General features: G+C 60.5%; 12 protein-coding genes. 9 read left to right on the top strand and 3 right to left on the bottom strand.

From position 1 onward, the window contains the following. The gene (locus DW029_RS07735; protein ID WP_233543839.1) at positions 1–1,602 is read right to left on the bottom strand and encodes an FAD-binding oxidoreductase; all 1,602 of its coding nucleotides are present in this window, start codon (positions 1,600–1,602) and stop codon (positions 1–3) included. 345 nt (positions 1,603–1,947) lie between these two features. Between DW029_RS07735 and DW029_RS07740 the strand changes: the two genes are divergently transcribed. The 9 genes from DW029_RS07740 to DW029_RS07780 all read left to right on the top strand — a co-directional run bounded on the left by DW029_RS07740 (position 1,948) and on the right by DW029_RS07780 (position 11,688). Next, a complete protein-coding gene (locus tag DW029_RS07740; RefSeq protein WP_089573322.1) occupies positions 1,948–2,244 on the top strand; it encodes a hypothetical protein in 297 nt (98 codons plus the stop codon). After that, positions 2,241–2,750, top strand: coding sequence for a hypothetical protein (locus tag DW029_RS07745; RefSeq protein WP_117734518.1), 510 nt, complete (start codon positions 2,241–2,243; stop codon positions 2,748–2,750). The genes DW029_RS07740 and DW029_RS07745 overlap by 4 nt, the downstream gene beginning before the upstream one ends. 89 nt (positions 2,751–2,839) lie before the next feature. Continuing rightward, positions 2,840–3,439, top strand: coding sequence for a hypothetical protein (locus DW029_RS07750; protein WP_117734519.1), 600 nt, complete (start codon positions 2,840–2,842; stop codon positions 3,437–3,439). Next, positions 3,423–3,704: a hypothetical protein gene (locus tag DW029_RS07755; protein WP_117734520.1), complete on the top strand. Its 282-nt coding sequence runs from the start codon at positions 3,423–3,425 to the stop codon at positions 3,702–3,704. Before DW029_RS07750 ends, DW029_RS07755 begins: the two co-directional genes overlap by 17 nt. 18 nt (positions 3,705–3,722) lie before the next feature. After that, complete coding sequence (locus tag DW029_RS07760) at positions 3,723–5,153, top strand: hypothetical protein (protein WP_117794339.1); 1,431 nt, start codon at positions 3,723–3,725, stop codon at positions 5,151–5,153. Positions 5,154–5,271: 118 nt separating this feature from the next. Beyond that, complete coding sequence (locus DW029_RS07765) at positions 5,272–5,988, top strand: DUF554 domain-containing protein (protein WP_199407129.1); 717 nt, start codon at positions 5,272–5,274, stop codon at positions 5,986–5,988. An 87-nt stretch (positions 5,989–6,075) separates the two neighbouring features. Continuing rightward, complete coding sequence (locus tag DW029_RS07770; protein ID WP_233543840.1) at positions 6,076–7,836, top strand: TerB N-terminal domain-containing protein; 1,761 nt, start codon at positions 6,076–6,078, stop codon at positions 7,834–7,836. Continuing rightward, the gene (locus tag DW029_RS07775; RefSeq protein ID WP_117743407.1) at positions 7,829–9,133 is read left to right on the top strand and encodes an ATP-binding protein; all 1,305 of its coding nucleotides are present in this window, start codon (positions 7,829–7,831) and stop codon (positions 9,131–9,133) included. Before DW029_RS07770 ends, DW029_RS07775 begins: the two co-directional genes overlap by 8 nt. Before the next feature lie 116 nt (positions 9,134–9,249). Beyond that, complete coding sequence (locus DW029_RS07780; RefSeq protein WP_117794340.1) at positions 9,250–11,688, top strand: DEAD/DEAH box helicase; 2,439 nt, start codon at positions 9,250–9,252, stop codon at positions 11,686–11,688. A gap of 118 nt (positions 11,689–11,806) precedes the next feature. Here DW029_RS07780 and DW029_RS07785 read toward each other — a convergent pair whose 3' ends face one another. Both DW029_RS07785 and DW029_RS07790 read right to left on the bottom strand, forming a co-directional pair. Continuing rightward, the gene (locus DW029_RS07785) at positions 11,807–12,682 is read right to left on the bottom strand and encodes a spermidine synthase (protein WP_117807967.1); all 876 of its coding nucleotides are present in this window, start codon (positions 12,680–12,682) and stop codon (positions 11,807–11,809) included. Next, positions 12,683–14,590 carry an elongator complex protein 3 gene (locus tag DW029_RS07790; protein WP_118345704.1) on the bottom strand — a complete coding sequence of 636 codons (1,908 nt, stop codon included), beginning with the start codon at positions 14,588–14,590 and terminating at the stop codon, positions 12,683–12,685. It abuts the gene before it with no gap. Positions 14,591–14,612: the final 22 nt, after the last annotated feature.

Consider the following 14,612-nt stretch of genomic DNA (forward strand, 5'->3'; position numbering starts at 1 on the left):
TCACGCGCCCCCCTTCTGGACGAGTCCATCCAAGAACTTCTCCGCAAACAGGTTGCCGCGACCCAGCTGGCCGGCAGGATCGAGCTGGAGTTTGAGACGCGCCGACTCGACCATGGCCTCGTGGCCGTACATCGTCTCCAAGAAGCCCGCCTTGATCTTGCCGACGCCGTGCTCGGCAGAAACAGCACCGCCCATGGCCGTGACCTCGGAAGCCCACTGGGCAAAGAGTTCTCCACCGCGACGGTAGTCTTGCGCATCGCGCGGCAGGATGTTCACATGCAGATGGTTGTTACCGATGTGACCCCAGGCGGCAGATTCAAGCCCACTTTCGGCCAACGTGCGACGATAAAGGGCGATGACATCGGCCAAGTGTGCATTGGGCACCGACATGTCCGAGCCCAGCTTGGTGATGGTAGGATCCATGCGGCGGCGCTCGTCGATAAGCATGTTGACGCTCTCGGGGACCGCATGGCGGAAGAACCGCTGGCACTCGCGATCAACCTCGGTGCGCGCGACCCATGTCGCATCGTCGCGGCCGCCCGCAAGCTCCAGCACCCACCCCAGGTGGTACAGCTCCTCGGTCGCCTGGGCCTCGTCATCGCAGTCGAGCTCCACGTAGACACAGACCTTGGCCTCTTTGTCGAGCACCGGCAGCGAGGCAAACGCCGTCGACTGCTCGCGCTGGCGACGCAGGATATCCAGGGCGCTAGCATCGAAGTACTCGATGGCAACCGCATGGGACAGGACAGGGCGCACGGAATCGGTAAAGGACACGGCCTTGTCTTCGCTATCGAAAAAGCAGCTCACACCCCAAACGACCGCAGGTGCCGCTTGCAGGGCAATCTCGAGCTCGGTGATAACGCCGAGCGTGCCGCAAGCGCCGATAAAGAGGTCGATGGCGTCCATATCGTCCGCAACAAAATAACCCGAGGCATTTTTGGTCTTGGGCATGGTGTAGCCAGGAAGATCGAGCTCGAGTGTGTGGCCCTCTGCCGTCACGAGCGACAGGTGGCGGCCCTGGGCAAAAGCCTCGCCGCGCTGAAGCTCAAGCAAATCGCCATCAGCCAGCGCGACGTGGAGTCCCGTGATATGCGGGCGCATGGGGCCGTAAGCGTAGCTGCGGGCGCCGGAGGCGTTGCATGCCGCCATGCCGCCCAGACAGGCAGATGCCTCGGTGGGATCGGTGGGAAAGAACTGCTCGCGGGCCTCTTGAAACTCATCGTAGGCCTTAAGCGATGCCTGGTCCCAGCCATCGGCCGGCAGTACCTTCTTGCCCAGCTGCTTGCGCAGTTCCGAAAGCACAACGCCCGGCTCCACGCGCAGCAGAAAGCGGCCTTGTTCATCGCGGCGAAGGCACAAGTAGCGATTCATGCGGGAAGTATTGAGAATGTGACCGCCATGAGGCACAGCGCCGGCGGCAAGACCGGTCCGGGCGCCCTGAACCGTCACCGGGACACGCTCGGCATGGAGCTTTTTCAAAATGGCGCGGACCTCGTTCTCCGTTGTCGGAAACGAGATGCTTGAGGCCTCGCCCGATGTGCGAGACTCATCGCGGCCATACTCTTCGAACTCGTCGGTGAAGAGTTTGATGGTTGCAGACACGCGAACTCCCCCTTTAGCTAACTACAGTGTTTGCAGGGAGATGTTACCGCATCGTTTCGTCGACGTGTTCGAGACCGTCTCCATAATTGGCGTTTTTTACGTTCGTGCAATTCGGCGAACGGCAAGTCTTCCTCGACAGACGATGCTTTTAACACATATGGCCACGCCGTCGCCGATCGCTCGATTGTCGCTCGAAAAAAGTTGAAGTAATTTTTGCTGCCTTTTACCTGCGGAGACACCAATCCGTCAAGCATTTGGTCAGAAATTGGTCAAGTTGCGACTGATAGGGTCGGCGTCGACAGCCAAAACCGATAGAAGTTTTGGCCCAAGAGCAGGGAGGTTCCCATGGCATATTACTGGCCCCAGTACGGCGTCGCCATCGAGGTCGACGACGATCCCTATCTCCTGCCTTTCGACGAAGAGGCGTTCCCCGATACGGCGGTCTACCATGTCACCACCGATGTTATCTGCGACCCCGAGTCGTTCTCGGCGCTCGCCCACCACATCGCGCGTATCCACGACATCGAGCTCCCTCACGACTTCGACGAGCTCATCTACTCGCGCCGCCTGATGCTTCACATGCTCTTTGGAGCGGACCCGTCCACATTCGCACGTGTCTACACCACCAAGGATGCCGCATGAGTGCGAAGAAGCCGCCCCGCCTCGCAGGACTGGGACGTCGCAAGAAACTCGTCGTTGTCTGCCTGGCTATCGTCTGCGCCCTCATCGCCGTAGGGCTATACGCTTGGCAGTCGCAACCCGTGCCCGAAGCGGGTGCCTCAGTCACGACGGCAGAGGGTAAATCGCGCCAAGAAATCCAAGATGAGCTCGATGCCATCGTCCGCGACAACATGATGACGATCTCGGTCGCGCCGGTCGCTCAGCTGCAGGAGAACGGCAAGCTGCGCATCAACGTGCAAAACGTCCAAGACAATAAATTTCCCCAGCGATTCCGCGTCATCCAAAACGACGAGACCATGTACGAATCCGGTGTGGTCGAGACCGGCAAGACAATCGAGACATGCCCCGCCGGCAACATCAAAGAAGGCGAAGCATACATCGAGATCCAGGCACTCGATGCAAAGACCCTCGACAGCCACGGCAATCCGACACGTGTCAAGGTACGGGTTGAGCAAGCCGAGAACTAGCTTTCCGGCCGACGCGGCACCGCACGCAATTCACCGGCATTTGTCCAATCATCGCGGGGACGGCCCGCGGCGAATAGAAAGGAACGACCATGGACATCACCAGGAACATGAACGGAGCCAGAGCGCTCGTCGTGGGCGCAGGGCTCGCGCTCGCGCTCGCAATGGGCGCCGCCCCGACGCCAGCTATGGCAGCCGGGCGCGTTGGAACCACGAAGGTAATGGTCAGGACCGAGATCGACAACGTTGAGTTCAAAGTTCCGACGGTTATTCCCTTCGTCGCCAAGCCCGACGGCACGCTTCAGGGCCCCTCAGAAGACGCGACCACCATCGACAATCATTCGGCCTACGGCATCCATGTCACCAACATGAAGATCGACGCCATGAACACCTGGACCATTGCCGCCGACGCCAAGGCCGGAACCGCGCAGAACTCCATCGACTTTAAGGTCGGCCCCGACGGCGCACTCCAGAACGCTAGCACCGCAATGCAGGAGACGGGCCTCGATCTTTCCAAGAATGCAGCCTTCGACATGGGTTACCAGGGCATTGCCGGTGGCACGGACAAAATTAAGCTCAAGACAAGCGGAAACGTCGCCCGCGTCACGCGCGACATCTTCCGCGTAACCGGCGAAGGCGATCAGGTTGCAACGATCACCTGGACGGTCGAGCCCGGTGCGCACACGGCATAAGGCCGTCGCCCTGGCCGCCGCCGTCAGCATCCTAGCATTTGAGCCAGCCATGGCCTTTGCCCAGCAAGAACAGGCACAGGCCGCCACGCAAGTGACGGTCGACCTCTCGGAGCTCGACCGTGGCGACCGCGAGGAACCGTTGGCGCAGACAGGCGACAGACGATGGCTCTTGGCAGCAGGCGCCACAGCAGCAGGCGCGGGGACCGCCGGCCTCGGTCTGCACATCAAACGCAGCCAGAAACAAAACACGGACAGGCCGCACTAAATTAGCTAAGGAGACCCCATGGCATCGAAGAACCTTTTGCCCGTCGTCGCACTCTGCGGCGCGCTCGCAACCGGAACGCCTGTCGCCGCCTGGGCGACTCCCGTCATGGCGGACTTCTTACCGGCAGCCCTAAGCTCCGCACCAAATCCGTCGAGCGCCATTGCGTGCAAGCGTTTTTCGTTCGCACAGGCTGCAATCTCAACCTCGGGATGCCTTCGCCGTAATACGGACGGCTCGATAGTCGTGGATATCAATCGTTCGAACAAGGCAAACGGCTCCCAGGCGGGGTGCGCCGTCTGCACGTGGCGCTCGGTTGTGCTCGATGCAGATGGCGATCCATGCAATTTAGAGCTGCGCATCGACATCGCTTCGGTCGATGACTCGGCGAACGGAGCGAAGGTCGCCTTCGACGGTGCGTTTTTCGAGAAAGGAGGCGGTATATGTCTGGGCTGCGCCGCCGCGAATGCAGACGACACGCAGCCCACCCTCTCATTCACGGCATCGTTGCGGCTGACCAAAGCCGGCACCGATGCCATCGCGGCGGGAGAAGCGTCCCTGCTGTTCTACGCCGTCAGCACCAAAGACACAGATGCTCATTTCGAGAAGCCAGCCGGATCACTCAGCCTTACACGAGGGATAGAAGCAGGCCCTATTGAAATCGATGCCCACGCGCAAAGCAGGCAACGCATTCTTGCCGACCCGGCGCTTCTCGAAATGGAGTGGAACGGATCCGGAGCCATCGGAATTCTCCCCTCCGCGCTTGACGCCAAGACGCTCTCCTCAAACGACGAACCCATCAACGCAACCATACAAGAAGAGAGCGCGGACAAGGAAGCGGGTGCGGGCGACACGCCGTCGCCGACAAACAGCGTCCCAGCTTCTTTCGAAGCACCGAATGAGCCCGCTACCGATCAAAACGATCCCGAGCTCGCGGACAGTCTGGGGCTTGCTGATCCTCAAGAGATCGATGAAGGTAACTGCTGCGTGCTTGCCGCGCTCGACCACACGGAGGTCATCGACGCTGCGAACATCGAAGTTGCCGCCGCCAATCAGCCCGTCCGCAAGTCGGCCATCATCGCATTTCCTGAATCCATCGAAGTCGTCTTTTTGCCATCGGGCGAGGTCGTGGCCCCAACACTGCTCACCTTGTTGGGCGCCAAGAATACTCGAAACGAAATTAAAAAGGTCACGGTTGTCGACCCTGCAACCACCGCTAAACTGCGCCTATACGCCGTTGCCCCAGACGGAGGCAAGACCTTGGAATTCGATGGCGACACACTCCTAGCCTGGCGACGTCTGGACATTATGCAAGACGTCTCGTATCAGATCGAACTCGAAGGGTTTGATCGTGCCCGCGATGCCAATATCATCGCCGCGGCTATTGAATCCCCACAGCGGCTTATGACACTGCGCTTTGACTACTATCCCTATGTCCCGACAACCACCTGAGGCTTAAATACTGCGCATCATTCCTAATACCACTTATATAACGTATTAGATGAGTCGCGATGTGCCTCGCATTCCATTCTGCTACGATTGCCACGTTGGCATCAATACAGGAGGGCTCATGCCGGGCTTGGGAACAATCATCAACGTTGTCCTTTTAGTTGCGGGCGGTCTTTTGGGATTAGCGGGCGGTCGCTTTATCACACCGCGTATCCAAGACACGCTCATGAAAGCGTCGGGGCTGTGCGTCCTGTTTATCGGCCTTGGCGGCACCATGCAAAAGATGCTCCTTATCGATGGGAAGGCGCTGGCGACCACTGGTACCACCATGCTCATTGTCTCGTTCGCCCTCGGCTCGCTCATCGGCGAGGCCGTCAACTTGGAGGCCGCCATTGAGAACCTTGGCGAATGGCTCAAGCGCAAAACCGGCAGCGAGGGCGATAACGAGTTCACCAACGCTTTTGTCTCGACTTCACTCACCGTGTGTATCGGCGCCATGGCCATTGTGGGATCGATCCAGGACGGCCTGCTCGGCGACTGGTCAACGCTTGCCCTCAAAGGCGCACTGGACTGCATCATCGTCTGCACCATGACGGCCTCACTTGGCCGCGGCTGCATCTTTTCCGCCCTGCCCGTCGCCGTGTTCCAGGGGACGATCACGCTGTTTGCCGGTGCACTCTCCCCCATCATGACCACGGCAGCCCTCGACAGCCTTTCGCTCGTAGGCTCCATGCTCATCTTCTGCGTCGGCGTCAACCTCATCCGTCCTCAGACCTTCCGCACTGCCAATATGCTTCCCTCCGTCATCATCGCCGTCATCTACGCCCTCCTGTTCTAAATCTATCTACGCAGCGGTATCTCGAACATCTGTTTGATGCTGTGCTATGATATGAGGTCACCGTAGCTGCGTTCGAGAGGAGGAGCGGTGGCCGACCAGGACATCAAGATGCTCATCGAGCGCATTATGGCCGAGGCCCGGACCCATCAGTCCGCCCGCTTCTCAAACGAAATCTACGCAGACGAGCCGATTCTCAAGACCGGCCGACAGATGCAGAACTTCCTCCCCGACCAATACCGCAAGATGCGTGAGATATCGCGTTGGCAAGAAGACCCAAAGGGCGGGGCGGGCCGTTGGCTTTCGGAAGCCGAGCTTTTCTACCGCCAAGGCCTGCTGATGGCCGACTTTGAGGACGACTGTCCCTACAACGGCACCTTTAAGTCGTACTTTCCCACCTACAACGCCATGAGCGACCGGCAGCTGCGCGGCTACTTTACCTGGCGTGCCCAAGTGCGCCGCGGGAATATTGAGGAGACATCGACCTCGTTTGCCTTTCTGTATCTCTATGAGTTGATTTGCGGCATTGGCGTAGATGACCCGCTCGATGGTTTTAACAAGATCAAGGCTTTTTGGGATGTCTATCGCGCCTTCGAGCCCGGCATCGACCGGTTTGCGCGCGTGTGGCTGCAGGACTACGCCGTGTTCCACAGGCTCGACCCCAAGCTGCTTCGTGACTCTAAAACCGTCATGTTCGATAACGCCCTTATCGAGCTGCGGCGCGCGGCACGAGACCTTGTACCAGCACCGGCACCATCCGGCCAGCCCCCCAAGCGTCGCAAAACCTCCGAGCCCACGCTCCCCCTTCCGCCCGATGAGGTGCGCGAGGAGCGACTCATGGCCGCTATCAATGCCCTCTCCACGTATAACCTAAGTAACTCGCGGCTCGACCGCAGCCACCACCGCGATCTGCGCCACGTGGCGTGCGCCGTGTATGTCCGCATGGTGCGCTACTATGACACGCACCGAAAGACCGGCATCGTGGCGAGTTTATTTGGGGAGGAGACGGCCATGCCCTACACCATGTTTGCCTCGGCCGTATTCTTTGCGCCCGAGCGCCACGAGGACTGCGAATATCGCCTAGATCCTATCCATATCTACCGTTGCCAAAACGGCTTTTGGGAATGCATGCGTATCCACGGTAGTAGGCAAAAGAGCAGCAAGCTCGGTGAAATGATGCGCGCCTGCGACCAACGCCTGCGCCTGGCGCTTGACCCCGCCCATCCCCTTAAGGAAGAAAAGGTCCCCAAATATCTGGCCAAGATTATCGATGACGAGATTGTGGCATGGCTTTCGTGGGACGCCGCACACCAGCCCGTCAAGATCGATATCGATCTGAGTCAGCTGGGGCACATTCGGAGCGCCGCCGCGCAAACGCGCGAGGCGCTTTTGATCGACGAGGAGCGCGAGGACGGAATGATCGCAGAGGTCGATACGGCAGGCTCCGAACGGTCGAAAGCCGAGCCCGTGGCAGACGCGACGGTCGAGGCGGTCGCGGCACCCATTCGGCAGGACGAGGCCGACGAGCCAACCATTTCCACCGAACAGTTTGGTGTTGTGGCGCCGCTTCTTGTGCCGACGCCCGCGTTTACAGCTGCTGCGCCCGTTGACGCCACGAACGAACTCGCGCCTGCTGCAGACGCCTATCTCCGCGCGCTGCTCGAGCACAATGCAGTACAGGCGGAATCGGCGGTAGCGCAATCGGAGCAGAGCGAGGACATGCTCGTCGATACCATCAACGAGGCGCTCTTTGATCTGGTGGGCGACACCGTAATTGAATTTAGCGCGGCAGGACCGCAGATTATTGAGGACTACGAAGCAGACGTGAGAGGATACCTAGACCATGAGTGATACCGCATCCGCAGCACCCCGCGTGCCCAAGCGCGTCGCCGCCGTCATTCTCAACTCGCTCAAGGGCGGCGTGGTCCCGCGCATCGGCCTTCCCTACATCACCGTAGGACGCGAGGTCGAGATCCGCGCCCTGCTCACCGATCTGAGCCTCATCGCCGACGGTGGCGCGAGCTTCCGCTTTCTGGTCGGTCGCTACGGCGCCGGCAAGAGCTTTTTACTCCAAACCATCCGCACGCACGCCATGGGCGAGGGGTTCGTCGTCGCCGATGCCGATCTATCCCCTGAGCGCCGTCTCCAGGGCGGTCAGGGACAGGGCCTTGCCACCTACCGCGAGCTCATCCGCAATATATCGACTAAAACGCGCCCCGAGGGCGGTGCGCTCAACCTTATCCTGGATCGTTGGGTCGCCTCGTGTGCCGACGTCGACGAGTCGGTCGTCAATGCCCAACTAGCCCCGCTCGAGGAGATGGTCCACGGCTTCGACTTCACCCGCATGCTTCGCCGCTATCGCGCGGCCGTATCCGAGGGCGACGAAGAGGCCATGAGCCGCGTGACCAAATGGATCCGCGGCGAATACCGCACCAAGAGCGAGGCTCGCGCCGAGCTGGGCTCCTCAACCATCATCAGCGATGACGACTGGTACGACTACGTCAAGCTCATCGCGCGTTTTTTGGTTTGCAGCGGCTACAAAGGCATGCTGGTGCTCATTGACGAGCTCGTGAATCTGTATAAGATTCCCAACGCCATCACGCGCCAGTACAACTACGAGAAAATCCTGACCATGTACAACGACACACTTCAGGGCAAGGCGCAGTACCTGGGCATGATCATGGGTGGCACGCCGACCTCCATCGAGGACCGCCGCCGCGGCGTGTTTTCCTACGAGGCCCTACGCAGCCGACTCGCCCAGGGCCGCTTTGCACGCGAGGACCTTAAGGACATGCTCGCGCCCATCATCCGCCTGCAGCCACTCACCTATGAGGAGCTGCTGGTGCTCATCGAAAAACTCATGCAGATCCATGCTGGCTACTTTGGCTGGACGCCCACGCTTACCGAGAACGACCTGGTGGACTTCCTCAAGATTGAGTTCGGTCGCGTGGGAGCCGATACGCACCTGACGCCGCGTGAAGTCATTCGTGACTTTATCGAGTTGCTCGATATCCTGTGTCAGAACCCCTATGCTAGCGTAGCCGAGTTGCTGCAAAGCGTCGGTGGCGACGCGCTGGCGCCGACAGCCGCAACAGACAACACCGGCACCGCAGGCGGCGACCGCAACTTCGCCGAGTTCACCATCTAACCTGCCAAAAAGGGACAGGTTTATTTTGGTAGGTTTTATCTCGGCAAATGCCGATATTGCAATTCGACGACCCATTGCCCGTTGCGTTTGATAACCCGTTGTTGAAAGGAGGCCCCGTGAACGCCTTTGACCGCTACGCCCCGTTTATCCAGGACTTCATCTACTCCCACGATTGGGAGAGCTTACGCTCTATCCAGGTTGCAGCAGCAGACGCCATCTTTAACACGCAAGACAACGTGCTCCTGACGGCATCCACAGCGTCCGGCAAAACCGAGGCGGCCTTCTTTCCCATCCTGACCGAGTTTTGGGAAAACCCGCCCACAAGCGTAGGCGCCCTCTACATTGGTCCCCTCAAAGCACTCATCAATGATCAGTTCGTCCGCCTCAACGACCTCTGCGAAGAGGCCGATATCCCCGTCTGGCACTGGCATGGCGACGTCTCGCAGTCGCACAAGGCAAAGCTCATTAAAAAGCCGAGCGGCATCTTGCAGATTACGCCCGAATCGCTCGAGGCGCTCCTGATCCATAAGCACATGGCGATCCCGCGCATGTTTTGCGACCTGCGCTATGTGGTCATCGACGAGGTTCACTCGCTTATGCGTGGCGACCGCGGCGGGCAGACGCTCTGCCTTATCGAGCGCCTCTCGCGCATGGCAGGTGTGCAGCCCCGACGCATTGGCCTTTCGGCTACCATCGGCGACCCCGAGCGCACGGGCGCCTTTCTCTCGCAGGGAACGGGACGCAGCTGCGTTATCCCCCGTTTTGAGGAACCGCGTCGCGTGTGGCGCATCTCCATGGAGCACTTCTACAACTCGGGCCCCCAGGCGCAGCAGCGAGGATTCGAGAGTGCTGGTCCCCAAGAGGCCGAGGTGCTTGCGTGCGAGCGCATCGAGGCGGCAACGTCCACGGCACTGCCCGCCGGCACCCAAGACAGACGTCACAGCGGACAGCTCACGCAGGAGGAGCGCCGTCAGCGTCGCGAACAGGCACGGGGCAAGGTTACCTCTAGGGATCGTCGCACTTCCTCGGCCCCCGAGGGCGAAGTCGATATCCCGCGGGCGACCGAGCAGGCGCTTCTCAACCCCACCGACACCGCGCCCGAAAACGCCGACCCCGGCATGGGCTACATCTTTGAACATACGCGCGGCCGCAAGTGCCTGGTCTTTGCCAACTCGCGCGAGGAGGCAGAGGCCGTATGCTCCATGCTGCGCAGCTACTGCGAGAGCCGACACGAGCCCGACCGCTTTCTCATCCACCACGGCAATCTTTCGGCATCGCTGCGCGAGACCGCCGAGGAGCTGATGCGTGACGAGGAGCAGGCACAGACAACCGTCACCACTTCCACACTGGAGCTCGGCATCGATATCGGTCGTCTGGAGCGCGCGTTCCAGATCGATGCACCGTTTACCGTCAGCTCCTTTTTGCAGCGCATGGGCCGCACAGGACGCCGCGATCTTCCACCCGAGATGTGGTTTGTCATGCGCGAGGAAGAGCCCGAGCCGCGCACGATGATGCCCGAGACCATTCCGTGGAAGCTCCTGCAGGGCATCGCGCTCGTACAACTCTATCGTGAGGAAAAGTGGGTCGAGCCACCCGAGCTCGATCGACTCCCCTATAGTCTGCTCTATCACCAGACCATGTCGACACTTGCCAGCACCGGTGAGCTCACGCCGGCAGAACTTGCCCAGCGTGTGCTCACGCTCAGCTATTTTCACCGCATCTCGGCCGATGACTATCGCGTCTTGCTCCGTCACCTCATTACCATCGACCATATTCAGATCACCGAGGGCGGCGGGCTCATCGTGGGTCTCGCAGGCGAGCGCATCATTAACAACTTTAAGTTCTACGCCGTGTTTCAGGAAAACGAGGAGTTCACCGTTCGCAGCGAGTCGGCCGAATTGGGCACGATCGTCAATCCGCCACCGCCCGGTGAGCGCATCGCCATCGCCGGACACTGCTGGATTGTCGAGGAAGTGGACTGGAAGCGTCATACCGTCTTTGCCACACAGGTCAAAGGTCGCGTGCCGGCCTACTTTGGCGACTGCCCCGGCGACATTAATACACACGTACTCGAGCGTATGCGCAAAGCGCTTAACGAGCACGCGGCATATCCGTACCTCATGGGTAACGCGAGAGCCCGCTTGGCGCAGGCTCGTCATACGGCCGAGATTTCGGGCGCAGGAACCAAGCCGCTCATCAACCTGGGCGGCGATACCTGGGTGCTCTTCCCCTGGCTGGGCAGCTACGCCTTTTTGGCGCTCGAGCGCATGCTCAAGATTAAATGTGCCGCTGAGCTGGGCCTTCGCGGACTCGACCCGTCGCGACCGTACTATATGCAGTTTAAGATGAAGGCCGACGAGGAGACGTTCTTTGAGGTGCTCGCCGCCGAGGCCGAGAAGGACTTCGATCCCATTGAGCTCGTCTATCCCGGCGAGGTGCCTTACTTTGATCGTTACGACGAATTTGTTCCTGAGGAACTCGTGCGCAAGGGCTTTGCCGAAGGCGTACTCGATATCGAGGGCATGAAGCAGCGCATCCGCAGCTGGACCAGCTAATTTGGGACGGGGCTCTTTTAGCTATCCCTGCCGTTAATCAGCCAAACCGTTCGCGTTACCTGCCGGGGTAGCTAAAAAGCCCAAAAAGACTGGTCGAAAGAGGCCCGCCCCGAATAGGCTAGTCGCGGAGGGCCGTGCCGAAGAAGTCGGCATCGAAGGGCACGGCTTCGGCAAAGGTGTAGTCACCGTCGCTGGCAATGAGCAGGTAGTTCTCTTCGCCGCCAAATTCCGCGTCGCCGCAGGGAACCACCCAAACATGCGCAAACACCTCGAGCGCCGTGGCAACGCAATCGCGCAGGAACGTCACATCGCTCCCCTCGTTTGCACTCACGATATTGGCAGCATAGATACCGCCGGGGTTCAGGCTGCCCCGCACCAAACGCAGCGCCTCAATCGTCGCCAGCTCGCGCACGGGTTCGGCACCGCCAAAGCAATCGCTCACGACGACATCGTAGCGACGATGCCCCACGCTCGTCACGCCCAGATACGAGCGAGCCTCGGCGGTAATCACCCGCAAGCGGTCTCCCACCGTGCGCTCCAGCTCGTCCAGATAGAACCAACGACGTGCTAGACGCGTAATCTCGGCGTCGTACTCAATGACGTCCATGCGCAAGTTCTCGTGCGACATCAGCGCAAACTTGGGATAGGCAAACCCGCCGCCGCCCAGCATAAGCATGCGGTCGATGCCATGACTACAAGCATCGCGCATGGCATCCTCGGCCTCAAACACATCGTCAAACGCACGATAGTACACAAAGACGGGCTCTGCCCAACGCTCGCCAACATAGGTCGCGCTTTGGTACACGCCGCCTTGCACCAACACGCGGACTTCGTCGCCGTTCTCATCGTGCACGCGCTTCACGCGCGCCAGCCCATTGCGGGTCCTCGCGACCTGCAGACAGGCAGCGCGAACAGCAACGGCGGCCGCACCGAGCGCCGCGGCTCCCAGGGCAACGCCGGCAACGACACCGGCAGAAACACTCGGCTTGTTCATCTAGAGCTCCTTTTGCAGATAGAGTCCATGATCATAAAAACCCAAATGGCGATAGTACTCACGCGTGCCAATCGCGCTAATCACGTTGATGCGCGCATAGCCCGCATCCCGAGCAATTTCGCACGCGCGCTCCACCAGCGAGCGCCCCAATCCATGATGCTGAGCCGCCTGGCCTTGATCGCCCACGCGCGCGGCCATACCATACACGTGTACCTCACGAATCATCGCCTCGTCCGGCGTCGTCGGCAACTCGTCCGCATGCGCGGCAACAAATGCGCGGTCGGGCAGCGACAAGCGCAAAAAGCCCGCGATCTTGCCCTGCGGCGTTACCCACTGCAAAAAGCGCTCATGCGTCACCGGCGTCTCGTACGCCACCTCCTCGTTAAGGGTCAACTCGCCCAGGTCGGCGCCCGCCGTGCTGATCTCGCGATAGCGAATCTCGCGCACCTTGGCGCCCTTGCCCTGCGCCGCCAGGCGATTCTCGACCAGCTGGCGAAGGTTGGGCTTCTTGTTGCCCACCATAATGTCGTCGGAACTAAAGTCGCGAATCATACGGCTAATGCGGCAGAACGCCGGCGTCACCACGATGTCATCGGCCAACACATCGAGCAGCTCGTCCTCGGTATAGGGGCGCCACTCGCCACGCTCGTAGCATCCCACCAAACGCGAGCCCTCAATGAGCGCACACGGGTAGACCTTGACCTCGTCGGGCATAAAGGCGCCCTCGGTCATAAAGCGCTCGTAGTCGCGCTTGTCCCCCACGGGCGTGGCGCCCAGCAAGTTGAGCATAAAATGCGCATGGATCTTAAAGCCGAAGAGGCGCGCGAGCGAAAACGCTCGCTCAATCTGCGCCACAGCAATGCGGCGCTCGTTGATATCGAGCAGATGCTGGTCGAGGCTCTGGATGCCCACCTGAATCTTGGTGCAGCCCAGGCGGCGGATGAGCGTGAGCGCCTGCGACGTCACGGCATCAGGGCGCGTCTCGATAACGAGTCCCACCACGCGATGCTTCGCCGTCTCGTTGATGCGCTGCTGCCGCTCAAGCTCCTCCATCGTTGCCGTCTGCCACTCGGCAACCCGGCCCCACGGCGTGCCGGGGCCATAGAGCTTTCGCACCGCGCGGTTATAGCCACCCACGGCAGCATCCACACGCCCTTGCTCGCCGGCAACACCGGCGGCAAGCTCAGCCTCATCGGTCGCAATGCCGGCAGTCCTATAGCGCTCGCGACGCACCGCCACCACCGGCGGCAGGGCATCGGCGGGAGCGTCATCGAGCAGGCGCCCCGCCTCGGCACGGCTGATGCCCGGACGCGCCAACATGGGGTTGGCTGCCACGCCGGCCACGGCATCGTCATTGAGCGCACGGAAAAGCTCCGACACAAACCATGTTTGATACCCTTGCGGATAGTCGCTCCAAGTACCGCCAAGTACGATGAGCTCGATCTTGTCGGTCGCATGCCCCATTTGCGAAAGCGCGGTCAGACGAGCGCTCACCTGCAGATACGGATCAAAGCAGTTTTGCTCCGCACGGGCGCACGCCGGCTCGGCGTGCAGATAGCTTTTGGGCATGCGCAGGTCGTTGGGGCAAAACAGGCAATCGCCCGAGCACGGCCACGGCTTGGTGATGACGGTAATGGTCGCCACGCCCGAAGCCGTGCGGCGCGGCTTCATACGCAACACCTGCAGCAGCTGGCGTTCCAGCTCGGCATCGATGTTCCACCCAGCCCAACGAGCCGGCTCCTCACGTTTTACCCGCTGGTAAAACGGCAGCAGACGGCGCTTGGCCAGGTCACGTTTGTCGGCACCCTCGCGGCGCGCCTCGGCATGTATCAGTTTGACGAGCGCCTTGTCGTCCACGGTATCGCCGCGGCGCAGGGCCTCGAGTATGTTCAAGATAATCTGTTCCATGCCCCCATTGTAAAGGCAAAGG

The sequence above is a fragment of the Collinsella sp. AF38-3AC genome (assembly GCF_003474365.1).
Lineage (GTDB): Bacteria > Actinomycetota > Coriobacteriia > Coriobacteriales > Coriobacteriaceae > Collinsella.

Bases quoted from the DNA above. Each gene is read 5' to 3' on its own strand.
- DW029_RS07775 (WP_117743407.1), top strand. From the start codon at position 7,829: ATGAGTGATACCGCATCCGCAGCACCCCGCGTGCCCAAGCGCGTCGCC.
- DW029_RS07790 (WP_118345704.1), bottom strand. From the start codon at position 14,590: ATGGAACAGATTATCTTGAACATACTCGAGGCCCTGCGCCGCGGCGAT.
- DW029_RS07785 (WP_117807967.1), bottom strand. From the start codon at position 12,682: ATGAACAAGCCGAGTGTTTCTGCCGGTGTCGTTGCCGGCGTTGCCCTG.
- DW029_RS07765 (WP_199407129.1), top strand. From the start codon at position 5,272: ATGCCGGGCTTGGGAACAATCATCAACGTTGTCCTTTTAGTTGCGGGC.
- DW029_RS07760 (WP_117794339.1), top strand. From the start codon at position 3,723: ATGGCATCGAAGAACCTTTTGCCCGTCGTCGCACTCTGCGGCGCGCTC.
- DW029_RS07740 (WP_089573322.1), top strand. From the start codon at position 1,948: ATGGCATATTACTGGCCCCAGTACGGCGTCGCCATCGAGGTCGACGAC.
- DW029_RS07745 (WP_117734518.1), top strand. From the start codon at position 2,241: ATGAGTGCGAAGAAGCCGCCCCGCCTCGCAGGACTGGGACGTCGCAAG.
- DW029_RS07750 (WP_117734519.1), top strand. From the start codon at position 2,840: ATGGACATCACCAGGAACATGAACGGAGCCAGAGCGCTCGTCGTGGGC.